The sequence below is a fragment of the Avibacterium endocarditidis genome, assembly GCF_002921145.1.
GTDB lineage: Bacteria > Pseudomonadota > Gammaproteobacteria > Enterobacterales > Pasteurellaceae > Avibacterium > Avibacterium endocarditidis.
Window position 1 is genome coordinate 1 of sequence record NZ_PQVI01000028.1, and the last position, 25,462, is coordinate 25,462.

Below are 25,462 nucleotides of genomic sequence, written 5' to 3' on the forward strand. Positions count from 1 at the left end.
ATTTTGGTGGACGAAGCACAATTTCTCACCAAAGAGCAAGTTTATCAGCTCAGTGATGTGGTGGATAAATTACACATTCCCGTGCTGTGCTACGGCCTGCGCACGGATTTCCAAGCAGAATTGTTTGAAGGCAGCCAATACTTACTGGCGTGGGCCGATCAGCTGGAAGAATTAAAAACCATCTGCCATTGTGGGCGCAAAGCTAATTTCGTGCTACGTTTAAACGATCAAGGCGAAGTGGTCAAAGACGGCGCACAAATTCAAATCGGCGGCAATAATCACTACGTTTCCGTATGTCGCCGCCATTACAAAGAAAAAATTGAACAAGCATAAAATTCGCCATTTTTGCACCGCACTTTTCACTCAACGTTTCCAAATGTAAGGACGCACTTATGTGTGCGTCCGATTGGGCTATCGACACGGGCGGACACATCGGTTCGTCTAGCCATAAAAAGCAATTTTATTTCATCATAAAAGCTGATATATTGAGTCAAGTATTGAAATAAGGAGTCAAAATGAAAAAAGAAGAAATGGGACATAATTTTCTTGCTCGATTAGGCAAAACGCGCTTACGCCCCGGTGGTCGCAAAGCCACAGAATGGCTGATTGCAAACAGCGATTTCAACGCCAATAAAAAAGTGTTAGAAGTGGCGTGCAATATGGGAACCACCGCCATTGAGCTAGCGAGCAAATTCGGCTGCCATATCGAGGGCGTGGATCTTGATGAAAATGCCTTAGAGAAAGCCAGAAAAAATATCGCCGAAAAAGGGCTACAAGATAAAATTCACGTTCAACGTGCCAATGCAATGAAATTACCTTTTGCCGATAACAGCTTTGATATTGTGATTAATGAAGCAATGCTCACAATGTTGCCTGTGGAAGCGAAAATCAAAGCGGTGCGCGAATATTACCGCGTTCTCAAACCCAACGGCTTCTTGCTCACTCACGATGTAATGCTTACCACGGACAATGCGGAAGAAGTAATCCAACAGTTGCGTGAAGCCATTAACGTTACCGTAACTCCATTAACAAAACAAAACTGGAAATCGCTCTTTTTAGAAGCGGGATTCCGCAACGTGGAAACCTATTCAGGCGAGATGACGCTACTTTCCCCAGCAGGAATGATTTATGACGAAGGCGTATTAGGCACAGCTAAAATTATCCGCAATGCGTTAAAAGCAGAAAACCGTCCGACATTCAAAAAAATGTTCAAGGTTTTCAATGATCCAGATAAAAAACTCGGCTTTATTGCCTTATGTAGCCAAAAATAATTTAACGAAAATCCCCGCACTTTTACTCAACAAATTTCACATAACAAAGTGCGGGGATTTTTTGTCAAATTTTGGCGTTCAAATAAAAAATCTATGGACAAATACCTATTTTGTGGGAGAATACTGCGCCTTATTTTTAACTATAAAAATTCTATGACAACCCCTTATTATAAATGGCCTGATGCCGTTTCTTTATATCCTGATCGCGGTAAAAAGTCTTACCGTTTAAAACGCTTTCGTTACCGTTTACGCAGTTGGCTCAATTACGATCTGATCAAAAAATTTGAGCGTTTCGTTAATCAATATCCTTGGCTAGCAGAGCTTCTGGCTACACGACCAGATTGGAGCTATCCTATTGCTTATCGCTTTTTAGATAAACGCTTGAACCGCAAAGAACGCTTTGACACTATTTGCGATAATTTGCAGTTCTTACCAGAGCATTTAGCAGAACTTGGGATTACCCCAATTTGGCAACAACCTATTTCCTTCGGTGAAATCATTCCTGATTTTGAGCTGGTGCTTGCCTTAACGACACACCAACCAATGGAGGGTTATTGGACTTTTGAGCTTATCCATAAACCAAGCAATGAACTTATTTATTTACTCACCTTTGGTAAAGTAAAAGGCACTGTGTTGATTGCTGTGGTTCAAGGGCCAAATTGCGAAGGTTCAAAAGAAATCGTCAAACAATTAACGAAATTATGCCACGGTTTACGCCCTGCCTATTTAATGATCGAAATCTGCAAAATGTTTGCTAAAGCAATGGGTTATAGCCAAGTGTTAGGTATTCCGCAAAAATACCAAAATAAATCACGCTTTATCCAAGCTAAGCGTTACTTAGTAAATTATGATGTGATGTTTGAAGAAAGTGGCGGGATATTAAAAGATTATTGGCAGTTGCCAGTGGAAATTGAAATGAAAAATCTCTCAACGGTATCTAGCAATAAACGCTCAATGTACCGTAAACGTTATGCGATGTTGCAAGAAATTGAACAACGCATACAACAAACCCTGATGCTGAAAAATAGCCTATAAAAATAGCCCCATTGGGGCTATTTTTAACTAAGAGAACGATCTTTTTCTTGAACGCGATTTAAAGCCACCCTCGTCAAAAAAGCGGTGGTTTTTTCTTTAAATTTGCGATCCCCTTTGACTTTTCCGCCAAAGCCTTTTCCTTTGCCTTCACCACCTTTGGTTTCACCAAGGAAAGACATTTGCATTTGTTTGTTCATTACGCGCGTTTTGGCGAAATGGTTGAGCAATTCTTTTGGCATACCTTGTGGTAATTCAATGGTGGAATGATTATCGTAAAGTTTGATATGCCCGATATAACGGCTATCGATATCGCCTTCATTAGCGATCGCTCCCACAATATGACGCACTTCCACGCCATCTAAGCGCCCCACTTCAATACGGTATAAGTCCATTGGTTGCGGGTTACCGTAGCCACGGCGTTCAGCGGAGCGTGGATTTTCTCTGCGTCCATCATGTTCACGGCGGGCGCGTTTGTCGATGGCTGGATCTGGCGGTAAAATTAATTTTTGTTTACCTTGTAAGAGCATTAGCATTGCGGCGGCAATGTCTTCTTGATCTTGGTCGGCGGTGAAGAGATCTTCCAATAAGCTACGATATTGCTCTAGATCGTGATGTTCCAGCTGTTTGGTGATTTTTGCGACAAATTTTTTGCGACGACAAGCCTGTAATGCTTCGTGATTTGGTACTTCCACTTCCTCAATCGGCTTTTTCGTTAGACGTTCAATATTTTTCAGTAGGCGATTTTCGCGTGGTTCGACAAACAATAACGCACGTCCTGCGCGCCCAGCACGCCCTGTACGCCCAATACGGTGCACATAACTTTCGGCATCAAGTGGAATATCATAATTTACCACAAGACTAATGCGTTCCACATCAAGTCCACGAGCGGCAACATCAGTGGCGACTAAAATATCTAGGCTACCGTTGCGTAGGCGATCGAGAGTTTGTTCACGCAGTTGTTGGGTCATATCCCCATTGAGTGCGGCGGCACGGAAGCCGTGTTTTTCCAATAATTCGGTAATATCAAGGGTAGCAGTTTTGGTGCGAGCAAAGATGATTGCCGCATCAAATTCTTCCACTTCAAGGAAACGCAAGAGAGCTTCATTTTTGCGGAAACCACGCACATACCAGCAACTTTGGGTAATATCTGGGGCATTTTTTTGGCTTGATTGAATTTTCACCTCTTGAGGATTATTCATAAAGCGTTTGGTAATGCGGCGGATTGGTTCTGGCATTGTGGCGGAGAAAAGTGCGGTTTGATGCTGTTCTGGCAGTGCTGCCATTACGGTTTCAACATCATCAATAAAGCCCATTCGTAACATTTCATCAGCTTCATCAAGCACGATAAATTTTAATTCTGATAGATCGAGGGTATTGCGTCTAAGGTGATCGAGAATACGCCCCGGTGTGCCGACAACTACTTGAGCACCTTGTTTTAAGGCTCTGAGCTGAATGTCATAACGTTGTCCGCCGTAAAGGGTAACAATGTTGATCCCTTTAGCATATTTCATAAATTGTTCGCACGCATCAGCCACTTGAATGGCAAGCTCACGAGTAGGCGCCATAACTAGCATTTGTGGCATTTTTTTATTTGGCTCAATTTGGGCTAATAAAGGGAGAGAAAACGCAGCGGTTTTTCCACTTCCGGTTTGCGCCATTCCAAGCACATCATCACCTGCGAGAAGGTAGGGAATACAAGCTTGTTGGATTGGCGAAGGGGATTCAAATCCCATATCTGTTACAGCATTAAGGATAAATTCAGGTAAACCTAAATCATTAAAGGTGATTTTTGTTTCAGTCATTAAAATACTCGAATATAAAAAAGGAAAGCTCAATTACTTTCAGTTGCACAAAGCCTAGGTGTGGCGAAAAATCGCTGCTTTGTGGATAACATTGTTGAAAAGTTTTACGTTTACAACACCAAATCTAGGCTAATGCCTAGTTTATTGTGCTTTTGTGCGTTTTAATTTCGCCAGTTCAAGCACTGCAAAACGATACTCAACAAAGTTATACACCTGATTCGCTATGGCCAATTTAAACAGGGTTTCTGCTTTTTCCCTTTGACCCAAATTGAGTTGTTGTTTTGCTAGATAAAAGTAGGTTTCGGTCAATACTTCGGCATAAGGCATTTTTTGCTTTTCAGCAAATTCCACCCCTTGCTGTTGTAGCTCAGTGAGCGACAACTGACCTAAATAATATTGCACAATATAATTGCCCCACTGCTTTTGCGAGAGCGCAGGCGCTTGCTGTGCTAACTGCTGTTTAGCCTTTTTAGGATTGGTTTCTAATTCATTGAGATATAACCATAATGCACGGTAAGCATCGCTTTTATCTTGTTGATAAAACTGTGATAAATCTTTCTGTGCAAGAGGATAACGTTCTACATAATAAAAACCTAAGCCTCGATTAAATAGGCTATATTCATCGTTTGGGTTTAATTCCAATGCCGCATTAAATGCTTCTAGTGCTTCATCATAATCTTCATTGATAAGCTGATAGACGCCCAAATAATTATAAAGTGCGGCGTTTTTTGGCTGAAAAATTAAAGACTGTAAAAAGTCATAACGCGCTAACCCCCAAAGCCCAAGGGCGTCATACAACACGCCTCGTTCAAAATGTAAGGCAGCACGTTCTTTTTATCAATTCTGCCAATTTGCAATACTTGGCTAATACGAGCAACCATTATTTCTTGCTCAATATGGCTATTCGGTGTCTGCTCCGCAATAATCAATTTATTATTTGCCATAAAAGGTTGCGAATTGACACAGCCTACAAGTAATAAGGCAACACACCAGATTGAGAACAATCTGAAAGAGTTTATACGCCAATTACATTGCATCATTGTTTAGCCTTAGGTGTTAGCTCAAGTATGCCTGACTGGCAATGCCAGCCCATTTCCCGCTAAGGAAAATTGCTCCCTAACAAGTAGGGAGCGGTATTTTTATTCTTGCTCACTCACTGCAACCACAACTTCTTCTGTTGGTGCTGCCTCTTGTTTTGGAGCAATATCTTTCATTGTTAAGCGGATACGGCCTTGGCGATCAATTTCAACTACTTTCACGCTAACTTCTTGACCCACGCTTAAGTAATCACTGACTTTTTCTACGCGTTCATCAGCGATTTGTGAAATGTGAACCAAGCCTTCTTTATTGCCAACTAAGGAAACGAACGCACCGAAATCCGCAAGGCGAGTCACTTTACCTTGATAGATTGCACCAGCTTCCACTTCCGCGGTGATGTCTTCAATGCGCGCCATCACTTCTTTCACCGCATTGTTATCTACCGCTGCGATTTTCACTGTACCGTCATCATCAATATCAATGGAGGTGCCAGTTTCTTCCGTTAAGGCACGAATTACTGCACCACCTTTACCGATCACATCTTTGATTTTCTTCGGATCGATTTTCATTGTGTGAATACGCGGTGCGAAGTCAGAAATTTCCGCACGCGGTGCAGGAATTGCTTGTTCCATCACGCCAAGAATGTGCATTCTCGCACCTTTTGCTTGGTTAAGGGCGATTTGCATAATTTCAGGGGTAATCCCTTCAATTTTGATGTCCATTTGTAATGCAGTAACCCCTTCGCGTGTACCCGCTACTTTGAAGTCCATATCACCTAAGTGATCTTCATCACCCAAAATGTCAGAAAGCACAACAAATTTTTCATCTTCTTTTACTAAGCCCATTGCGATACCCGCAACAGCGGCTTTAATTGGTACACCTGCGTCCATTAAGGCTAGTGATGCGCCACATACCGATGCCATTGATGATGAACCGTTAGATTCAGTGATTTCAGACACCACACGCACCACATAAGGGAATTCGCTCAAGCTTGGCATTACTGCAGCCACACCGCGTTTTGCTAAACGACCGTGACCAATTTCACGGCGTTTTGGCGAACCAATCATACCTGTTTCACCCACTGAATATGGCGGGGAAGTTGTAGTGGAATAAGAAGTGATCAGTTTTTTCACCGGTTAATTCGTCAATGATTTGTGCATCACGTTCTGTCCCTAAGGTTGCCACCGCTAAGGCCTGTGTTTCACCACGGGTGAAAATCGCAGAGCCGTGCGTACGCGGTAACACGCCTGTGCAAATGTCTAATGCGCGCACGGTATCTACGGTACGGCCGTCAATACGCGGCTCACCGTTTAGAATGCGTGAACGCACGATTTCACTTTCAAGTGCGGTAAGAATATCGACAATTTTTCCTTCGCTAAGGGTTTCATCTTCAGTGGTTAATTGGCCTACTACGTCTGCTTTAATCGCATCAATTTGTTCATAACGCGCTTGTTTTTCAGTGATACGATAAGCATCGCCTAAACGGCTTTCCGCAAGGGCTTTAACTTTATCAATTAATGCCGTATCTGGTGCTGGTGGCTGCCAATCCCAACGCGGTTTTCCTGCTTCTTGGGCAAATTCTTTAATGGCTTCAATCACCACTTGTTGTTGCTGATGACCAAATACCACCGCAGCCAACATTTGTTCTTCGGTTAAAATGTCCGCTTCAGATTCCACCATTAATACGGCTTTATCTGTCCCCGCTACCACTAAGTCTAAACGACTTTGTTTTTGTTCGTTAGTGGTTGGGTTTAAGACGAATTGACCATCAATAAAGCCAACGCGTGCTGCGCCGATCGGGCCGTTAAATGGCACGCCAGAAAGGGTAAGTGCTGCTGAAGCACCGATCATCGCCACTAAATCAGGGCTAATTTGTGGGTTTACCGAAACCACGGTTGCCACAATTTGAATTTCGTTGAAAAAGCCTTCAGGGAATAATGGACGGATTGGACGATCGATTAAACGCGCCACTAAGGTTTCCCCCTCAGAAGGGCGGCCTTCACGTTTAAAGAACCCACCAGGGATACGTCCTGCTGCGTAAGTACGCTCTTGGTAGTTTACAGTTAATGGGAAGAAATCTTGCCCTTCTTTAACGTCTTTTTTCGCTACCACTGTTACGAACACGCTAGTGTCGTCCATACTCGCCATCACTGCCGCTGTGGCTTGACGGGCGATTGCACCAGTTTCTAAGGTTACCGTGTGCTGACCATATTTAAATTGTTTAACAATTGGATTCACAATATTTTCCTTCAAATAAAATGGAATAATCTGCGGAACATTCCGCACTCAATGCTTTTAGGTAAATAACAGATTAACTGTTTGATTTCACGTTGTTTTCCCAATTGCGACTAGCAAAAATTCTCTCAAAAAGCACCGCACTTTGTCGGGTTGCGTAAGAGTATTTTTGATAGCCGCACGCCAACGGGAAAAGAAAAGCCCCGCTATTATACAGGGCTTTTGTGTTTATTGATACCGCTAAATGCGTTGATTTTAGGTTTATTCACCTTACCTAATTATTCTGCTTTTTCTGGTGGTAAAAAGCCAGATTTCACGTCTTTCATATTTGGCAAGTGGTGAGCAATCCCTTTATGGCAATCAATACAGGTTTTGCCGTCTTTGATTGCCATTGTGTGCATTTTTTCTGCTACGCCTTTTTGCAAGGTGAAATCCATTGCATCAAAATTATGACAGTTACGACATTCTTGTGAATTATTGGCTTTCATTCTTGCCCATTCACGCTCAGCCATTTCTAAACGTGCTGCTTCAAATTTTTCTTTGGTATCCACTTTACCTGTAATATGCGCATAAACTTCTGTTGCTGCTTTAATTTTACGCACCCACTTAGGAATAAATTCGTGTGGCAAATGGCAATCCGCACAAATGGCTTTTACCCCAGTACGATTCACATAATGCACAAGATTGACGATATTCAGGCACAACGTCGTTCATATGGCAACTAGAACAAAATTCTTCCGTATTGGTGTGTTCCAGCGCAGTATTAAAGCCGCCCCAGAAAATAATCCCAGCAATGAAAGAAAGGGTGATTAGCACGCCGACAGCAATACGACTTGGTGAACGAAACCAATGCCAAAACTTTTTGATTAATTTCAACATTTTTATTCTCCGTAGCCTTTCATTGGTTTAAATTCATTTGGCACAATCGGTTCAACGTCAGATTGTGAAACGTGGCACTGTAAGCAGAAATAACGGCGAGGAGCGGTTTCGCCGCCGACAAAGTTTCCGTTACGATCCATAAAGTGGGTTGGGCTAATGCGTGTTGCCCCTGTGATGCGAGAAGCCTCAACGCTGTGGCAATTCAAGCATTGGTTCACATTTTTGGTGATTTGATAATTTTTTACGCTATGTGGAATCGTTGGTGGTTGATTCACATAGTTAAGCGGTGGTAACTCACTTTGTTTTGGTACATTGTGAAAAGCTGGTTTCACATCTTCAGCCGCCCCTTGCAGATAGTTGTCAATTTTGTCTTCCGCAGCCATTACGCTGGTGGCAAAAAGTGCGGTTAAAATTAATAAGGTTTTTTTAATCATTTTATTCCCCCGAATGATTAAATCTAGTGGTAAAAGTAAATACATTTTCAGCACAAACATCAATGCAACGTCCGCAACTGATACAATCTTTAGAAAGCACGAGCAGGCTTTCGTCTTTTTTGCCGTGCAGTGGGCTGCGTAACACTTGCGGTTCAGGGCAAATGTTGTAGCAATCCATACAATTATCACAGCGTGCGCGATCAATCACTTTAATGCGCGCAATGCTTTTTGCGCCAATTAAGCCATAGGTCGTGCCGATAGGGCATAAATGCCCGCACCAGCCGTGCTCTGCAATCAATAAATCAAATAAAAATATCGCTAAAATTAACCAAGTGGTTGCACCGAAACCATAAATTAAGGCGCGTCCAAATGCACTTACAGGATTGATCCATTCCCACAACATAATGCCACTTAACGCACTGCCGATGAGAATCATCAATAAAATGCCGTAGCGTAAGCCGCGTGGAATTTTGGCATTTTGACGAATACCTAATTTACGTCTTAACCAAGCCGCACAGTCGGTAACCAGATTTAACGGACACACCCAACCGCAAAACACTTTGCTTCCCAATAAAGCATAAAGGGTGATCACAATGCCAGCACCCAGTAAGGTGGTGAAGTTGGGCAAATGACCCGTGGCAAGGCTTTCTGCGGTGATGAGTGGATCGCTCATTGGAATTAAATCTAAAAATAAGCTCCCGCTATAATTACCACGCAGAATCCATACACCAAGCCAAGGGCCGCTCAGAAACATTGCGAGAATGCTTAACTGAGTTAAACGACGCCAAAATAAAAAGCGATTAGCGCGCCACAAGCCCAGCTTTTCTCTTGCTTCTCTACCTGCATATTTCGGTGAATTTGCCATTAAAAGCCCTCCGGTTTGCGTACGGGTAAAGAAATAATGTCGTCAGGCGCAAGGGAATGCCCTGCCTTTTCTTTTTCTTCCCAACCAAGGCGATAATGTTTACCCAACATTCCTTTCGCAAGGGAAAGAGGCAACACTTTGATTGCCGCTTCATCCAATACGCAGGCTTCCTCGCATTTACCGCAGCCCGTGCAAGCGTCCGAATGCACCGTTGGAATAAACACCGCGTGCTTGCCCGTACGATCATTACGCTGCATTTCTAAGGTGATGGCTTTGTCGATAAGTGGACAAACGCGATAACACACATCACAACGTAGGCCCTGCCAGTTTAGGCAAGTCTCGTGATCTAACAGCACCGATAAGCCCATTCGGGAATCGTTAATATTATCCTGTGTGGAATCTAACGCCCCGCTCGGACAGGCTTTTGCACAAGGAATATCTTCACACATTTCGCAAGGTTTATCCCGTGCGATGAAATAAGGTGTGCCAGCTTCCATTGGCGAAAGCAAGGAAGCAAGGTGCAACATTTCATAAGGGCAGGCTTGCACACATTGTCCGCAACGAATACAGGCGGCGGCGAATTTTTTCTCATCTTCAATGGCAAAGGGTGGACGTAATGCCACGCCTTGACGAGCAAGGCTTTGCTCTTGTTGAAGACCGAGTAAAATGCCAAGACCTGCTAATCCGCCCGCGGTGCGAGCGGCGTCCTTAAAAAATTTACGGCGTTCCGGTGTTTGGGTTAATTTTTTCATTTTATTTTTCACCGCACTTTGCTTAGTTTAGAAAGAAAGTGCGGTGCTTTTTTGCTAAGTTTTTAGGCTTTTTCCACTTTAACGGCACATTTTTTGAAGTCCGTTTCTTTTGAAATTGGGTCAGTGGCATCTAAGGTTAATTTATTTACCAACTGGCCAGCATCAAAGAAGGTGGTGAAAACTAAACCTTCAGGACATTTATTACGTCCACGAGTATCTACATAGGAAATAATTTCCCCACGGCGTGATGAAACTTTGATCTTATCACCGTGGCGTAAACCACGTTTTTTCGCATCGTTCGGGTGCATCCAAACCACATTGTTCGGGAATGAACGGTGCAATTCAGGCACGCGGCGAGTCATTGTTCCTGTATGCCAGTGTTCTAACACACGGCCAGTAGATAACCATAAATCATATTCTTCATCAGGCACCTCTGCTGGTGGCTCATAAGGCACGGCTAAAATCACCGCACGTTTATCTGGCTGACCATAGAAAGACACTTCTTCGCCTGATTTCACATAAGGATCGTAACCTTCACGGTAACGCCATAGGGTTTCTTTGCCCTCTACCACTGGCCAACGTAAACCGCGCGCTTTGTGGTAAAGATCGTATTCGGCTAAATCGTGGCCGTGGCCGCGACCAAATGACGCATATTCTTCAAACAAGCCTTTTTGAATGTAGAAGCCGAAATCGTAAGCTTCATCGTTAAGACGATCATTGAGTTCAGCGTTAGAATATTTATCTACATTACCGTTGCGGTATAACACCTCGTATAAGGTTTTGCCTTTAAATTCTGGGTTCGCATTTAAAAGCTCTGCTGGCCATACTTCATCAGTGGTGAAGTATTTAGAAAATTCCACTAATTGCCATAAGTCAGATTTCGCTTCGCCCGGTGCTTTTACTTGCTGACGCCATACTTGTGTGCGGCGCTCTGCGTTACCATAAGCCCCTTCTTTTTCCACCCACATTGCGGTTGGCAACATTAAGTCTGCCGCTAAGGCTGATACTGTTGGGTATGGATCGGAAACCACGATGAAGTTTTCAGGGTTACGCCAACCTGGGAAAGTTTCTTCGTTGATGTTTGGGCCACCTTGCATATTGTTCGTACACATTTGCCATAACACACGCATTTTGCCATCTTTTAACGCACGGCTTTGTGCCACGGCGTGATAGCCTAATTTATCGGTGATCGTGCCAGCTGGGATTTTCCACGTTTTTTCTGCAATTGCACGATGTTCTGGCTTGGTAACCACCATATCAGCAGGTAAACGGTGGATAAATGTTCCCACTTCACGCGCCGTACCACAAGCAGATGGCTGACCAGTTAAGGAGAATGGGCCACAACCTGGGATAGAAATTTTACCGGTTAATAAGTGAATGTTGTAAATCAAGTGGTTTGCCCACACACCGCGGGTATGCTGGTTAAAGCCCATTGTCCAGAAAGACACCACTTTGCGTTTTGGATCGGCATAAAGCTGCGCCAAACTTTCTAATTGATCTTTTGGCACACCTGACATTTCGTGGGCTTTCTCAAGGGTATATTCAGACACAAGCGCTTTGAGTTCTTCAAAGTTACTGTCGTACATTTTACCGCTATTGGCATTTTTCGCTGCTTTTTGACGCGGATCGCTATCACGCAAGCCATAACCAATGTCGGTTTCACCACGTTTGAATTTAGTATGTTTATTCACGAAATCCCAGTTAATGGCATCGTTTTGAATGAGATAGTTGATGATGTAGTTGAGAATCACCAAGTCAGCTTGCGGTGTGAACACCATACCGTTATCTGCTAGTTCAAAGCTGCGGTGTTCAAAGGTAGAAAGCACGGCCACTTTTACATCAGGGTTAGATAAACGGCGATCAGAAATACGTGACCATAAAATCGGGTGCATTTCCGCCATATTTGAACCCCATAAAACAAAGGCTTCGGCGTGTTCAATGTCATCATAACAGCCCATCGGCTCATCAATACCAAAGGTACGCAAGAATGCCACCGCGGCAGAGGCCATACAATGGCGCGCATTTGGATCGATATTGTTAGAACGGAAACCTGCTTTCCAAAGTTTCGCTTTGGCATAACCTTCAAAAATGGTGCTTTGTCCAGAAGTGAACATTCCCACGCCATTCGGGCCACGTTCTTTCATTGCGTTTAAGAATTTCTCTTTCATTGTTTTGAACGCAGTATCCCAAGTAACAGGGGTAAATTCCCCATTTTTGTCGTACTTGCCGTCTTTCATACGCAACATTGGTTGAGTCAAACGGTCTTTTCCGTACATAATTTTTGGCAAGAAGTAACCTTTAATACAGTTCAAACCACGGTTTACTTCAGCATCTGGATCACCTTGTGATGCCACAACGCGTCCGTTTTGTGTTCCTACTAATACGCCACAACCTGTACCACAGAAACGGCAAACACCTTTGTCCCATTTGATACTGTTATCCTGTGCGGCTTCCACGTTTTTCACTGGAATGCTTAATCCAGCGACAGCTGCTGCAGCGGCGGCTGCATTGGCTTTCATAAAGTCTCGGCGACTTAAATTCATCTCATTTCCCCCACGAGTATGATTAATTATTCATCATTGCCATCATCTTGTTGATGATAGACCAAAGATACGGTAATCACGCCATCAATATTGCGCGCTTGCTCCATTTGTTCGAGCAAAATATGTTGATCGTGAGATTGCATCACCACCACCAACTTGCCTTTTTCTACATCTTCGGCAGGCACTTCAGCATAAGGCAGCGCTAAAAGTGCGGTCTTAATTTTTTCAATTTTTTGCGGATTACATTGAACAATCACGCCACAAACGTGCCATTCTTCCGCTTTATCCATTGGGATAATTTCTTGTTCTGACATAGTTATTCCTGTGGATAATCAAGTTTAATCGCAGAAACTGGGCAGGCACTAATGCACGCACCGCAACCATTACAATCCGCCAAGTTCAGGCTTGGTTGCGCCACCTTACCAAGCTGCGGCACAAAACGAATCGCACGCATTTCACAACTGTCTTGGCAGGCACGACACTCCACCTGTTTTTGCGTTAAGCATTCATTGGTAATGTCAATTTTATGCCGCCAAGCTATTTCGCTGACTGGGCGAAAAACAGGCTGCTGGCACACGTCCACGCATTTTTGGCAAAAGGTACATTCACCTTTATCAAACTGCACTTCAGGAAATCCGCCTTGTCCTTGCACTAAAATCTGCGTTTCGCAGGCTTTGACACAATCGCCACAAGTGGTGCAGTGTTGAATAAATCGCGCTTCACTCACCGCCCAAGGTGGACGCACGCCCTGAAACCCTTGTACTTTTACCGTTTCGCTTTGTAATGAATGCAGAAACTCTCCACGCAAAAAACGGCGTCTAGGTAATGCGGTTTCTGACATTTTCACGATCCAAGATGGTTTTTTACTAGGTTCGCTATTGTCTAAAGGTAAAGCAAGGTTTTTAATAACCTGAATTGAGTATTTAGGCAGAAAAACACGCTTTTGTTGCGTTAGATCAAAATTATCACCGCGCATTAATTTTATTCATTAGATACAAAATAAAGTGCGGTGGAATTTTTGTGAAAATTTCCTGTTCGAGAGCTAAAACAGCAATGGGATTTTTTGCTAGAATAGCCCTTAATTCTGATTGCCTTTGCCAAGCGTGAACATTGTGAAAAATAAAAAACATTCGGTGGCGACAAAAATCGCCAATTATTTATTGCTCATTATCATCTTTGCCGCATTCATCAGCTTGCTCAGTTTGATTGTGATGCAAAGTAACAAATCTGATGCGGAATTAATCAATGTATCGGGTTCATTGCGAATGCAAAGTTATCGCATTTTATATGAAATTGAACACGAACCGCAGTTGGTGGCAGAAAATTTACAACAATACCGCGCGACCTTATATTCCAGCACTTTAGCGGATATTAACCAGCAATTTTTCGTGCCTTCTGATGTAAAACAGGCTTATAAAAACTTGGTTGCACGTTGGGAAACGATGGAAGTTTATGCCAAGCAATTAGACTACCAAGCCTATCAAAAAGAAGTGAAAAATTATGTTGAGCAAGTCGATCAGTTTGTCTATAACTTGCAAGAATTTGCCGAGAAAAAGCACGATTTTGCGGTGTTGCTTATTTCTTTTCACAATGTTGTCGATTGTCGCCATGGTGTCTTATGTGGTGTGGTTTACTAAAAAGCAAATGGTTCGCCCACTGGAAAAATTAGCCTTAGCAAGTACACAGGTACAAATTGGACAGTTTAATCATATTCCCCTTGATGTGAATAACGATGACGAAATCGGGAGACTTTCTTCCGTATTTACCCAAATGGCCAGTGATTTGCAAAAGCTCTATGCTGGGCTGGAAGAAAAAGTCAATGAAAAAACGCAAAAACTCAGCCAAGTCAACCGCTCTTTATCAATGCTTTATCAATGTTCTCAATTAGTTACCACCAATAATATTGATCCTACGGTGCTAAAGCAGGTGCTAAACCAAATTAAAGTGAATGAGCATTTACGCTATATTGAATTGAGCGTTTACGGCGCGGAGCATTGGCATATTTATTTAGGCGAAAATGATGCGAACTTCTCTTTACAAAAAACCGATCTTTGCGTGGAGGGAGATAAACTTGGCACGCTATATTGGCAAGCAGGCTTACCTTGCCCAGATTTGCGCACAATGCACAACGTGTCGCAAATGTTGAGCCGTTCGCTTTATTTCCATCATACACAACGCCAGCAACAACAACTATTATTAATGGAAGAGCGGTCAATTATTGCGCGAGAATTACACGATTCTTTAGCACAAGTGCTGGCCTATCTGCAAATTCAGCTCACTTTGTTGAAGCACAATTTGAATAAAGAAGGCGAGCAAAATAAGGAAAAAAGCCTAACGATTATTAAAGATTTCGAGCAGGCCTTGAATGACGGCTATGTTCAACTGCGCGAATTGCTCGCCACTTTCCGCTTAACGGTGCAAGAAGCCAATTTACAACTCGCTCTTGAACAAGTGATCGATTCTTTACGCAATCAAACAGAAATGAAAATGCGCGTGGAATGTAGTTTGCCGTCCCACACTTTCAATGCGCAACAGCTAGTACACGCCTTACAAATTGTGCGTGAAGCGGCGTTAAACGCGATTAAACATTCCCAAGGTACGGAAATCGAAGTGATTGCACACACCAATGATGACGGTGAATATGAGCTGTTAGTGCGCGATAACGGCGTGGGCATTCCAAGCCTTGATGAACCTGCAGGGCATTACGGTTTGAATATAATGAATGAACGTAGCGCCCAACTCAATGCTATACTACGCATCAATAATCGTCCTGAAGGCGGCACAGAAGTGAAAATCACGCTGCCGAATAAATTATAGAGATTAAGGAACATAATGGAAAATCTTCAACCATTTCATACATTTGGAACCAATGCACAAGCAAAAATGGTGAAAAAAATCACCGCACTTGAACAAATTCTGCCCCTTTGGCAACAAGCTCAGCAACAGCAGCTTCCCGTGCTTTTTCTCGGACAAGGCAGTAATGTATTGTTTGTGGAAGATTTTGACGGGATCGTGCTGGTAAATGCGCTCAAAGGTATCGAACATCGGCAAGATGACAACTTTCATTATATTCACGTTCAAGGCGGCGAAAATTGGCACGAGCTAGTGCAATGGAGCTTGGAACAAGGCATTTATGGCTTAGAAAATTTAGCCTTAATCCCTGGCTGTGTGGGATCAGCGCCAATCCAAAATATCGGAGCTTATGGCGTAGAATTTAAAGATGTATGCGATTATGTGGACGTGCTGAATCTGAATACCGGGGAAATTTTTTGTTTAAGCAAAGCGGAATGTCAATTTGGCTACCGCGAAAGCCTGTTTAAACATCAATATAAAGACGGTTATATGATTGTCGCCGTGGGATTAAAGCTCGCCAAAGATTGGCAGCCTGTGCTAAGTTATGGCACCCTTTCACGTTTTGATCCTGCCACGGTAACAGCGGAGGAAATTTTCGCTGAAGTTTGTACCGTGCGCAGCGCAAAATTGCCAAATCCACAAGAATTGGGCAACGCGGGGAGCTTTTTCAAAAATCCTGTGATTTCCACCGCACTTTTTGAACAATTAAAAAGCCAATATCCAGAAATGCCGAGCTATCCGCAGCCAGATGGCACTGTGAAGCTCGCTGCAGGTTGGTTGATTGATCAATGCGGTCTAAAAGGCTATCAACTTGGCGGCGCGGCGGTGCATCAACAGCAAGCCTTAGTGCTAGTGAATAAAGCAAATGCAAGCGGTAAAGATGTGGCCAATCTTGCCCATCATATTCGCCAAAAGGTGGCAGAAAAATTTGCTGTGTATTTGCAGCCAGAAGTACGTTTTATCGGTGCGCAAGGCGAAATTGACAGCGAACAATTTATTTCATCACAACATTAATCATTATTCTCACTTAAACAAAGGAAGCAAAATGGATTTCAAAACAATTTTAGAAACCTTACCAACTATCGATCACCTTGCAGGCTTAAGCGTATTTGACGGTGAAACGCAAATTCATCACATTCCTGCCATTGCAGGCAAACTTGGCTCATTGCGCGTGTACAACGCCCTTGCACAAGAATTTAACGGAAAATTAGACCGCACTTGCGCAGAAAAAGGCTTGCAACTTTTTGCTGAACACACGCAAGATGCCAAACAGTTCCCTGGCAAGCACCCGAATATTAACCTGTTATTTACGGTGATTGAACAGGGCAAGGACTATCGCTTAGTGCCAGAAGAAAAATAAGCGTTAAGCCTTGTGAAACAAGGGCTGAGTGAGATTTTTTGAAGATTTATTTTATTTAATGAAAAATTTATCAAAAGTAACGAACTTTCTTAAAAGTCCATAGTCTAAACTTACAAGAAAAGGATAGATTAATCGTTATAATCGATTGACCTTATTATAGATTATGTTATAAATAGCCCTAAAGTTGGGCGTAAAATAAGAAGGAATATGATGAACAAAGATACACAAACCCTAATGTTAGTTCCTCAAGGCAGCTTAGAAGGCTATATCCGTGCTGCAAACGAATATCCTATGCTAAGCGCAGAGGAAGAAAAGGAATTAGCGGAACGTTTGTATTATAAAGAAGATCTTGAGGCAGCAAAAAAATTGATTTTGTCTCATCTTCGCTTTGTGATCCACGTTGCGCGTGGCTATTCTGGTTATGGATTGCCACAAGCAGATTTAATTCAAGAAGGTAATATCGGCTTAATGAAAGCCGTAAAACGTTTTAACCCAGAAGTGGGCGTTCGCCTTGTATCTTTTGCTGTGCATTGGATCAAAGCGGAAATCCACGAATATGTATTACGCAACTGGCGTATCGTGAAAGTGGCAACCACGAAAGCACAACGTAAATTGTTCTTTAACCTACGCAAAACTAAACAACGCTTAGGTTGGTTCAATGATAATGAAGTGGATATGGTCGCCGAAGAGCTTGGCGTATCTAAACAAGATGTGATTGAAATGGAAAGCCGCATGACTGGGGCAGATGTTGGCTTTGATCTTTCTAATGAAGATGATGACGAAAGCTTTGCACCAGCGCTTTACCTTGAAGATAAAAGCTCAAACTTTGCCGCAGAACTTGAAAATGAAAATTATGAAACCCAAGCGGCAGATCAAGTTGCTACCGCGCTTGAAGGCTTAGACGAACGTAGCCAAGACATTATCAAAGCACGTTGGTTAGATGAAAACAAAGCCACCTTGCAAGATTTAGCGGCAAAATACAATATTTCCGCTGAGCGTGTTCGCCAACTTGAAACTAACGCATTGAAAAAACTTAAAAGCGCGGTAACGTTCTAAAGTAAAATGACATAAAGAAGCACTGATTGATTTGCTCTGCGCCCAAAAAGTTAGACTACATTTTAATTCAAGGACTGGGTTCCGTATTCCACTGGCTTAGTCCTTTTAGCTTCACTTGAATACGTTCATTATTGTAGTAATATTTTCTTACTCTAAGGCAATTAGACAATAACCATATTAGGATAAGTTAGTTTCATAATCGGCCAACCTTTAGGTTTGGGCAATAAACATCTATACTTTGTTTTTCGAAGGTTTGCAAGCATTGGCTACTTATCCCTGAATTGGAGATATCAAAGTGAAAGCACGTTGCTTTGGCAAAATACTGTCTTTTTTGATAGCTTGAATTACCTTGAATTTAAACTCAACAGAATAACATTGCTTTTTACCTAACATAGCTAATCCATTGATTCTATTAAGATTAAATTTTACAATCTAACGATTTAACGTATTTTTGGTAAGCTGAAAATACCGGCGAATAAGCGAACGATTTTTCCATTTTTAAAATATAAAAGCCGAACACTTATTGTTTGAAACCTTGAGTATATTTAGTCATAAAAAATCTACAGCTTAATCAGTTGGTTGTTTAGCCGAACTTTGGGGGCCAATAAATTGATTCAGTGCTTTTTATTAGCCTTCTTTATAAGTGACTCTCTCCAAGTCATCGTAATAAACATGAGTTTACCATCACTTCGTTATATTTTGAGTTTCTTCAAGCATTCTAAATACAAAGAAAAATCAAGAATTACTGCCATTCCCTGATAGATCTTGGCAATTTTCTCTGTAAAACATCATTTTTTATGTACTTAGGTCTCATTGCTATCTCCATTTTGGATAATAAGCTATTTACTGCTTAATAAAGGCTCTACAACCATTATTTCATGACATTTTTCCTTGCTACATAACCACTTGTTTAAAGTTGTTATGTGCATTTAGTCATAGAAAATCTGCCCCTTAATAGGTTGCTTATTTCATCCAGCTTTTTTAGAGGCAGATAAAGCGGTCTACTTCTTACTTTCTTATACTTCTTTTTAATATAAGCTAAATGATTGAATATAAGGCAATTTCCCTGCTTTTAGCATTTTTTCAATGCCGCTGCGGTGATCTGTTGTGCCTAAACCTCGCAATTCAAAGTTTATGCTAAAGCTATTATCGTAAATCACTTCATTTTCTTTTTGCCCATCTTTACTGGTTACATAACGGCGCGCGCCAACACCGACTGCCCAGCAGCAAGTGTTATATTTCACGCCGAGATATTGCTCAACAGGTTTGTTTAAAGCCAGATCTTGATAGTAATGCCCAACCACGGCCCATCTGTCGGCAATTTCCCACGCTGCCACTAAACCGAGCTGTTTAATATCTTGATTATACGCATTTTGCGCCCGTGAGATTTTGGTCAATATATTCCTGACTTGCGTAGCGATAACTTAGCTGAATCAGATTATTGCCACTTGGGTTATATTCCAACACAGTATTGGCAAGGGAGGTTTGGTGTAAGCTGGTATCGTATTGATAGCTACCACGCCAATTCCATTTTGGACTAATACGCCAGTTACTTTCTAATGACCAAGACGAGGTTGAACGATCACTGATATTGTTTGGATTATTATCAATACGCGAATCGCTGAGATAATAAATTTGCCCTAAAGAGAGGTTAAAACGTTCGTTCCCTTCTTGATCGTAAAAACGCGTTGTTCCCCCTAAGGTGAACTGATTTGCCGAAGCGATGCGGTCTAAGCCACTATAACGGCGATCACGGAATAATGAAAAATAATCCTGTTGTAATAAGGCGGAATCATAACCAAAACCAAGATATTGACTGTTTAATTTTGAGCCAATATTACTTTGATCTTTATAAGGACGATACAGATACTGAATATGTGGTTCAATTGTTTGCGTATAGCCATCAAATAAGGTTTCTTTGCTGGCAAGCAAGGTTTGCAAATCCACTTTCACTTGCGGCAACACGCGGGTTACAGAGCGTTCAATCTCTTCTGCATTTTGCCCTTTCCCTTTGGTTTGATTATAGTGCGTGGCGTAAAGTTTGGTTTCAATATTCAAGCTGCCGTAACGGTTCGCAAGGGGAATATTAAGGCTTGGCTCAATGTGATAACGCCAAGCTTTTGGCATTAAGGCGCTGTCATTCTCAAAACGAGAAATTTGTGAGAATAAACGGAAATCCATTAAACCGTTAGCAAGCCCATCACGATAATAATTAAAATCTAGCTGTGGAAAAACGCGGTAAGGCCCAATATCCACATCATCAAACACTTGGAATTGCTTCGCCGATAGAGAGAAATTGTAGTTTGGCTGATAGTACGCAATGCGGAAATTTTGATCAGCATAACCGTCCGTGCTGCGTCCGTAAGCGGAGTCAAAATCTGAGAAATAACGCTTATCGCTGACTCTGGTGTAATCCACGTTTAAACGCCAATTTTGTAAGAAACTGGAACTGTGTCGCCAGTGGAATAAATGGCGCGAGCGGTTATCCCCTTGGTAATCATCAAGCCGATCATGGCCTAAATATTCGCCCGCAATTAACCCTTCGCCAAGCTGCGTGAGATAGCGTGTTTCACCATTAAATTGCCAGCCACGTTTTGACATAAATTTTGGTGTTACTGTCATATCAAAATTGGGTGCAATGTTCCAATAAATAGGCTGAGCATACCAATAACCATCACGGCTAGATGTGCCCGCATTTGGAATGAGCAAACCAGAACGGCGACGATCGCCAATAGGCAATTGTAAATAAGGGGTATAGAAAATCGGTACGCCGTGAACTTTAAAGCGCGCGTGCCACATTTCGGCATATTCTTCTTGGATATGCTGACGCATTTCAGAGGCTTCAATCGCCCAGCTATTATCATCAGGCAAGCAAGAGGTAAAGGTGGCGTTTTTCAACAAGCGATAATCATTGCGTAGCTCAACTTGCTGTGCTTTACCGCGTCCTTGACGGCCGACAAATTGGTAATCTGCGCCTTCTACATCGGCATCTTTATTATTCAGATTAACCTTGGCGGAATCACCTAACAGATTGATTAGATTATCTTTATAATCAAAGCCATTTTTTGCATAGGCAAAGCGTTGCACATTTTGCCCCTCGCCCATTTGAATCACTTCCGCCATTTGCGTTTTTAAATGGCGGTTACCTTGTTGAATATCCACGTCCCCTTCGTAACGTGCATTAACGGGCTGATTTAACTCCGCACGATCGGCTTCAATATAAACTGGCAATTCATTTGGATCGCCTTGTACCACTTCCCCTTGAAACTGCGGTACGCCAGCTAAGCATTGCTGCTGCAAACTCGCCCAACTTGGCACGCCATAAAGTGCGGTCAAAATTGAGAAAGAAAGCATAGTGTAGTAATTTTTTTCATTAATAACCCATTTAAATTTAAGGTGTAAAATTAACCTGATTATAAAGAAAAAACGCTCAAAAAGCATTTTATTTATGCTTACAAAAGCAGGTGTTGAGATGATCATTCACCAAGCCCATTGATTGCATAAAGGCATAAACAGGTGGTTTCGCCCACTAAAAAACAAAACCTTTTTTCTTCAAGGCTTTTGACAGTTGTTTTGAAGTGTCTGTTTTGGCAGGGATGACAGATAAATCCGGCACATCATTCATTTGTGGTTGATGATTCACAAACGCCCAAATAAAATCGCTGAAATTTTCACCGCACTTTTCCATCGCTAAATAAGCTTTGGCGTTTTTCACAATAGCTTCTAATTTTGCACGATGACGAATTAATCCCGCATTTTGCATTAACGCGTCAATATCTTGCTCGTTCATTTGAGCAATTTTGACGGGATCAAAATGATGAAAGGCTTGGCGATAATTTTCCCGCTTTTTTAATACCGTGATCCAAGAAAGCCCTGATTGTTGCCCTTCTAAACAAATTTTCTCAAATAATTTCAAGCTATTATATTCAGGTTTTCCCCATTCATTATCGTGATAATCTTCATAAATAGCTAAGCCTTGCGCCCAATTACAACGTGTTTTCATTTTGTTTCCTATTATTGTGAGCCAGATCACAGATTTTATTTTTCTAAATGCCGAAATTTAATTTAGAATCTGCCTATCAATACTAAAGCTAAAATAGCTATATGTATATTGGCAAGATGTGATATTGTATTCCAACTTAACTAACAATTAAACAAGAGGTAACTATGACAACACAATTAGAATCATTACGCGAAATGACCGTGGTTGTAGCGGATACGGGCGATATTGAAGCCATTAAAACCTACCAACCACAAGACGCCACCACCAACCCATCACTCATTTTAAACGCATCTGCTTTGCCTCAATATGCCCCATTAATTGATGAAGCTATTGCTTATGCTAAAAGCAAAAGTGCGGACAAAGCACAGCAACTTATTGATGCAGAAGATAAATTAGCGGTAAACATCGGTTTAGAAATTCTTAAAATTGTCCCAGGACGCATTTCTACCGAAGTGGACGCTCGTCTTTCTTACGACACCCAAGCGACCGTTGAAAAAGCGCGTAAATTAATCGCACTTTATAATGAAGCAGGCGTGTCTAATGATCGTATTTTAATTAAAATTGCCTCCACTTGGCAGGGGATCCGTGCGGCAGAAATTCTTGAAAAAGAAGCTATTAACTGTAACCTAACCCTGTTATTCTCTGAAGCTCAAGCGCGTGCTTGCGCAGAGGCTGGCGTGTATTTAATTTCCCCATTTGTAGGCCGTATTCTTGACTGGTACAAAGCGAATAGCGACAAAAAAGAATACGCTACCGCCGAAGATCCGGGCGTCATTTCAGTGACTAAAATTTACAACTATTACAAACAACACGGCTATCAAACCGTGGTGATGGGCGCAAGTTTCCGTAACGTAGGTGAAATTATTGAGCTTGCAGGTTGCGACCGTTTAACCATCGCGCCAGCATTGTTAAAAGAATTACAAGAAAATCACACCGCACTTGTGCGTAAGTTAGATTATACTGGCGAAGTGAAAGCCAAGCCACAACCGCTTACTGAAAGCGAGTTCTATTGGCAACACAACAGCGATCCAATGGCAGTCGAAAAACTGGCTGAAGGGATTCGCAAATTTGCTATCGACCAAGAAAAATTAGAAGCGATGCTATTAGCGAAGTTCTAATCGCAATCTGATAAAAAAGCCCCAAAAATCAATGGGGCTTTTGCTATGCGTGAAAATGCTATGCGTGTGAAAATTCTGCCAAAAATCCAACCGCACTTTTAATTCTTGTAATGGCACAAAGCGGGCGAAGCGCTCCACTTCTTTTTGTTGATAAAAAATAAGTACCACAGGGGCGGTGAGTGCGTGGAAATAACTCGCCATTTCAGGAATATCCGCAATATTTGCTTGCATTGCGGAAAGTGTTGGATAAGTTGGTAAAAGTGCTTCAAGCTGCTGCGCTACGGCAGTACACACCCCACAGTTTGGTGCTTTAATAAGCAACAAAGCAAAAGGGTTTTCATTAATATGTTGTTCAATTTCCTTTAATGTCGTTGCGATTTTCATTATTTAAACCTGATGAAAGTAGTTCCTTAAAAAGAACTTCTTCACAATAAAGTGCGGTGCAAATTTTAGGAATTTTTTCTTTATCCTTCCATATAACTTTTTAGCGCCTCGCCTTGTAATCCGGCATTAAGGGCAATCAACAATTTTAAGCGTGCTTTTGGCGCATTGAGTTCTTTCACAAACATCACGCCCTGTTGTTGCAAATTTGCACCGCCGCCTGCATAGCTGTAAACGGGTTCTGCAATGCCATTAAAACAACGAGAAACTAGTGCAATAGGAATGTTATGATCGATCAATCGTTGCAATCCTTGCATCGCTTGCGGTGGAATATTCCCCGCACCTAAAGCTTCAATGATCAATCCATCTAATTTTTGCAAATCTAATTGCTCAAACAGCCAACTATCCATTCCCGCATACGCTTTGATGATTTGCACATTTCCGCTCACCGTCTCTAAATCAAAACGCACTCGAGGTTCGGCAGTTTTGAAAAAGAGAATATCCTTTTTCATAATTACACCCAAAGGTCCGTGCGTTGGAGTTTGAAAAGTGGAAACATTGGTGGTGTGGGTTTTAGTGACATATTTTGCGGCGTGAATCTCATCATTCATCACCACTAACACGCCTTTATCAGCACTTTTCTCACAACTTGCTACGCGCAACGCGGAAAGGTAATTATAAATACCATCACTGCCGAGTTCATTATTGGAACGCATCGCGCCTGTAATTACAATCGGCATTTTCGGCAACTGCATTGTATCCAGAAAATAAGCGGTTTCTTCCAATGTATCCGTACCGTGTGTAATCACCACGCCATCATAATTTGCACCGTCTTGTTTAATTTTCTGGCTCAACGCCAACATATGCTCAAGGCGAATATGCGGACTAGGAAGATTGAGAAAATCCACCGATTCCACTTCAACATTATGCAAATCAAACCCGACTTTGGTCATAGGATTAGTGGCATTTGGCGCCACTTTCCCTTGACTGTCCGCGTGCATTGAAATTGTTCCACCCGTGTGGAGAACAAGGAGTTTTTTCATTATTTTTCGATCTTCTATTCTGTTTTAATTGCACTATTTTAACACAGCTATTCACAAAAAATTTGTTACAAACTTTGATACAAACTAAAGTGCGGTAGAAATTTTCATTATTTTTAGTTAATCAGCCAAGCACTGCGAAGTTTAGTCAGAGTAGGAGGAGAGGTTAAACCTGTTAAAAGTCTTTTCTGAAGCTGGAACTTCTGTTTTACCGCCTTGTCCATATTTCAAACAAAGAAATATTTTTATACAAGGAGTTCATTATGCGCAGACACAAATTAACCGAGAACGATGTTACGCCGGAAGAAATTTTCTATCATCGACGCAAACTGATTGCTGGACTTGGCGCAATAGGTGGAATGTCTCTATTACCGCAAATTTCACAAGCAGATCCTATGCCTCAAGAGAATTTACTTCTCTTCAAAAAGACAGCTTAAACACCGCATTATCCTTAACGCCAGAAGATAAAGTAACTGGTTATAATAACTTCTATGAATTTGGCATAGACAAGGGCTCTCCCGCTCAATATGCACACACATTAAAAACCGCTCCTTGGCAAGTAGAAATTTCTGGTGAAATTGAAAAACCATTAATCTTGGATTTACAGGATCTTTATACACGTTATCCCTTGCAAGAAAGAATTTATCGTTTCCGTTGTGTAGAGGCGTGGGCAATGGTTATTCCTTGGATTGGTTTTGAATTAAATGCACTCTTACGCGAAGTTAGACCAACCAGTCGAGCGAAATATGTTGAGTTTGAAACGCTCTATGATCCAGAGCAAATGCCGGGACAAAAAA

At 42.0% G+C, this 25,462-nt stretch carries 16 protein-coding genes and 8 pseudogenes; 9 read left to right on the forward strand and 15 right to left on the reverse strand.

Annotated elements, in window-relative coordinates; translation table 11 throughout:
• The 3 genes from C3Z13_RS02895 to C3Z13_RS02905 all read left to right on the forward strand — a co-directional run.
• On the forward strand, nt 1-333 hold a 333-nt coding region (locus tag C3Z13_RS02895; protein WP_146256856.1), incomplete at its 5' end, for a thymidine kinase.
• Nucleotides 334-515: 182 nt separating this feature from the next.
• Nucleotides 516-1,271 (forward strand): class I SAM-dependent methyltransferase, encoded by a 756-nt coding sequence (locus tag C3Z13_RS02900; protein ID WP_103854947.1) that lies wholly within the window; start codon nt 516-518, stop codon nt 1,269-1,271.
• 153 nt (nt 1,272-1,424) lie between these two features.
• Entirely contained in the window at nt 1,425-2,306 is an 882-nt protein-coding gene (locus C3Z13_RS02905; protein WP_103854948.1) for a VirK/YbjX family protein, read from the forward strand.
• Nucleotides 2,307-2,329: 23 nt separating this feature from the next.
• Here C3Z13_RS02905 and C3Z13_RS02910 read toward each other — a convergent pair whose 3' ends face one another.
• The 10 genes and pseudogenes from C3Z13_RS02910 to napF all read right to left on the reverse strand — a co-directional run bounded on the left by C3Z13_RS02910 (nt 2,330) and on the right by napF (nt 13,695).
• Nucleotides 2,330-4,108, reverse strand: coding sequence for a DEAD/DEAH box helicase (locus tag C3Z13_RS02910; protein ID WP_103854949.1), 1,779 nt, complete (start codon nt 4,106-4,108; stop codon nt 2,330-2,332).
• A 141-nt stretch (nt 4,109-4,249) separates the two neighbouring features.
• Nucleotides 4,250-5,145, reverse strand: a pseudogene (gene nlpI, locus C3Z13_RS02915) (lipoprotein NlpI).
• 102 nt (nt 5,146-5,247) lie between these two features.
• Nucleotides 5,248-7,384 (reverse strand): annotated as a pseudogene (gene pnp / locus C3Z13_RS02920) (polyribonucleotide nucleotidyltransferase).
• Nucleotides 7,385-7,659: 275 nt separating this feature from the next.
• Nucleotides 7,660-8,260: pseudogene (locus C3Z13_RS02925) on the reverse strand (cytochrome c3 family protein).
• A 2-nt stretch (nt 8,261-8,262) separates the two neighbouring features.
• On the reverse strand, nt 8,263-8,694 hold the full coding sequence (locus C3Z13_RS02930; protein WP_103854950.1) for a nitrate reductase cytochrome c-type subunit: 432 nt from the start codon (nt 8,692-8,694) through the stop codon (nt 8,263-8,265).
• Between the two features lies 1 nt (nt 8,695).
• Complete coding sequence (napH, locus tag C3Z13_RS02935) at nt 8,696-9,559, reverse strand: quinol dehydrogenase ferredoxin subunit NapH (RefSeq protein WP_103854951.1); 864 nt, start codon at nt 9,557-9,559, stop codon at nt 8,696-8,698.
• A complete protein-coding gene (gene napG / locus C3Z13_RS02940) occupies nt 9,559-10,311 on the reverse strand; it encodes a ferredoxin-type protein NapG (RefSeq protein WP_103854957.1) in 753 nt (250 codons plus the stop codon). Before napG ends, napH begins: the two co-directional genes overlap by 1 nt.
• Nucleotides 10,312-10,373: 62 nt before the next feature.
• Nucleotides 10,374-12,854: a nitrate reductase catalytic subunit NapA gene (gene napA / locus C3Z13_RS02945; protein WP_103854952.1), complete on the reverse strand. Its 2,481-nt coding sequence runs from the start codon at nt 12,852-12,854 to the stop codon at nt 10,374-10,376.
• A gap of 26 nt (nt 12,855-12,880) precedes the next feature.
• The gene (locus C3Z13_RS02950; protein WP_103853571.1) at nt 12,881-13,168 is read right to left on the reverse strand and encodes a chaperone NapD; all 288 of its coding nucleotides are present in this window, start codon (nt 13,166-13,168) and stop codon (nt 12,881-12,883) included.
• Nucleotides 13,169-13,170: 2 nt separating this feature from the next.
• On the reverse strand, nt 13,171-13,695 hold the full coding sequence (napF, locus tag C3Z13_RS02955) for a ferredoxin-type protein NapF (protein WP_103854958.1): 525 nt from the start codon (nt 13,693-13,695) through the stop codon (nt 13,171-13,173).
• 271 nt (nt 13,696-13,966) lie between these two features.
• On the opposite strand from napF, the pseudogene narQ reads away from it, so the two are divergent.
• From narQ to rpoH, 4 genes and pseudogenes are all read left to right on the forward strand, one after another.
• Nucleotides 13,967-15,671: pseudogene (narQ, locus tag C3Z13_RS02960) on the forward strand (nitrate/nitrite two-component system sensor histidine kinase NarQ).
• 15 nt (nt 15,672-15,686) lie between these two features.
• Nucleotides 15,687-16,721: a UDP-N-acetylmuramate dehydrogenase gene (gene murB / locus C3Z13_RS02965; protein WP_103854953.1), complete on the forward strand. Its 1,035-nt coding sequence runs from the start codon at nt 15,687-15,689 to the stop codon at nt 16,719-16,721.
• A gap of 31 nt (nt 16,722-16,752) precedes the next feature.
• Nucleotides 16,753-17,067 (forward strand): DUF2322 family protein, encoded by a 315-nt coding sequence (locus C3Z13_RS02970; protein WP_103854954.1) that lies wholly within the window; start codon nt 16,753-16,755, stop codon nt 17,065-17,067.
• A 210-nt stretch (nt 17,068-17,277) separates the two neighbouring features.
• Entirely contained in the window at nt 17,278-18,123 is an 846-nt protein-coding gene (gene rpoH / locus C3Z13_RS02975; protein ID WP_103853568.1) for an RNA polymerase sigma factor RpoH, read from the forward strand.
• 173 nt (nt 18,124-18,296) lie between these two features.
• Here rpoH and C3Z13_RS12960 read toward each other — a convergent pair.
• The 3 pseudogenes from C3Z13_RS12960 to C3Z13_RS02985 form a co-directional block, all read right to left on the reverse strand.
• Nucleotides 18,297-18,615, reverse strand: a pseudogene (locus tag C3Z13_RS12960) (IS3 family transposase); the annotation flags it as partial.
• Nucleotides 18,616-19,151: 536 nt separating this feature from the next.
• Nucleotides 19,152-21,477 (reverse strand): annotated as a pseudogene (lptD, locus tag C3Z13_RS02980) (LPS assembly protein LptD).
• Between the two features lie 88 nt (nt 21,478-21,565).
• A pseudogene (locus C3Z13_RS02985) lies at nt 21,566-22,126 on the reverse strand (DNA-3-methyladenine glycosylase I).
• Nucleotides 22,127-22,290: 164 nt separating this feature from the next.
• Here C3Z13_RS02985 and tal point away from each other — a divergent pair.
• The gene (tal, locus tag C3Z13_RS02990) at nt 22,291-23,244 is read left to right on the forward strand and encodes a transaldolase (protein WP_103854955.1); all 954 of its coding nucleotides are present in this window, start codon (nt 22,291-22,293) and stop codon (nt 23,242-23,244) included.
• On the opposite strand, the gene C3Z13_RS02995 is transcribed toward tal, so the two are convergent.
• Both C3Z13_RS02995 and C3Z13_RS03000 read right to left on the reverse strand, forming a co-directional pair.
• Nucleotides 23,230-23,628 carry a thioredoxin family protein gene (locus C3Z13_RS02995; RefSeq protein ID WP_146256857.1) on the reverse strand — a complete coding sequence of 133 codons (399 nt, stop codon included), beginning with the start codon at nt 23,626-23,628 and terminating at the stop codon, nt 23,230-23,232. The genes tal and C3Z13_RS02995 overlap by 15 nt on opposite strands.
• Before the next feature lie 80 nt (nt 23,629-23,708).
• Entirely contained in the window at nt 23,709-24,671 is a 963-nt protein-coding gene (locus C3Z13_RS03000) for an asparaginase (RefSeq protein WP_281258763.1), read from the reverse strand.
• Nucleotides 24,672-24,928: 257 nt separating this feature from the next.
• On the opposite strand from C3Z13_RS03000, the pseudogene msrP reads away from it, so the two are divergent.
• Nucleotides 24,929-25,462: pseudogene (gene msrP, locus C3Z13_RS12965) on the forward strand (protein-methionine-sulfoxide reductase catalytic subunit MsrP); the annotation flags it as partial.

Excerpts from the sequence above, each read along its gene's own strand:
- C3Z13_RS02900 (WP_103854947.1), top strand. The coding sequence starts at position 516 with ATGAAAAAAGAAGAAATGGGACATAATTTTCTTGCTCGATTAGGCAAA.
- C3Z13_RS02905 (WP_103854948.1), top strand. The coding sequence starts at position 1,425 with ATGACAACCCCTTATTATAAATGGCCTGATGCCGTTTCTTTATATCCT.
- C3Z13_RS02910 (WP_103854949.1), bottom strand. The coding sequence starts at position 4,108 with ATGACTGAAACAAAAATCACCTTTAATGATTTAGGTTTACCTGAATTT.
- C3Z13_RS02930 (WP_103854950.1), bottom strand. The coding sequence starts at position 8,694 with ATGATTAAAAAAACCTTATTAATTTTAACCGCACTTTTTGCCACCAGC.
- napH (WP_103854951.1), bottom strand. The coding sequence starts at position 9,559 with ATGGCAAATTCACCGAAATATGCAGGTAGAGAAGCAAGAGAAAAGCTG.
- napG (WP_103854957.1), bottom strand. The coding sequence starts at position 10,311 with ATGAAAAAATTAACCCAAACACCGGAACGCCGTAAATTTTTTAAGGAC.
- napA (WP_103854952.1), bottom strand. The coding sequence starts at position 12,854 with ATGAATTTAAGTCGCCGAGACTTTATGAAAGCCAATGCAGCCGCCGCT.
- C3Z13_RS02950 (WP_103853571.1), bottom strand. The coding sequence starts at position 13,168 with ATGTCAGAACAAGAAATTATCCCAATGGATAAAGCGGAAGAATGGCAC.
- napF (WP_103854958.1), bottom strand. The coding sequence starts at position 13,695 with ATGTCAGAAACCGCATTACCTAGACGCCGTTTTTTGCGTGGAGAGTTT.
- murB (WP_103854953.1), top strand. The coding sequence starts at position 15,687 with ATGGAAAATCTTCAACCATTTCATACATTTGGAACCAATGCACAAGCA.
- C3Z13_RS02970 (WP_103854954.1), top strand. The coding sequence starts at position 16,753 with ATGGATTTCAAAACAATTTTAGAAACCTTACCAACTATCGATCACCTT.
- rpoH (WP_103853568.1), top strand. The coding sequence starts at position 17,278 with ATGAACAAAGATACACAAACCCTAATGTTAGTTCCTCAAGGCAGCTTA.
- tal (WP_103854955.1), top strand. The coding sequence starts at position 22,291 with ATGACAACACAATTAGAATCATTACGCGAAATGACCGTGGTTGTAGCG.
- C3Z13_RS02995 (WP_146256857.1), bottom strand. The coding sequence starts at position 23,628 with ATGAAAATCGCAACGACATTAAAGGAAATTGAACAACATATTAATGAA.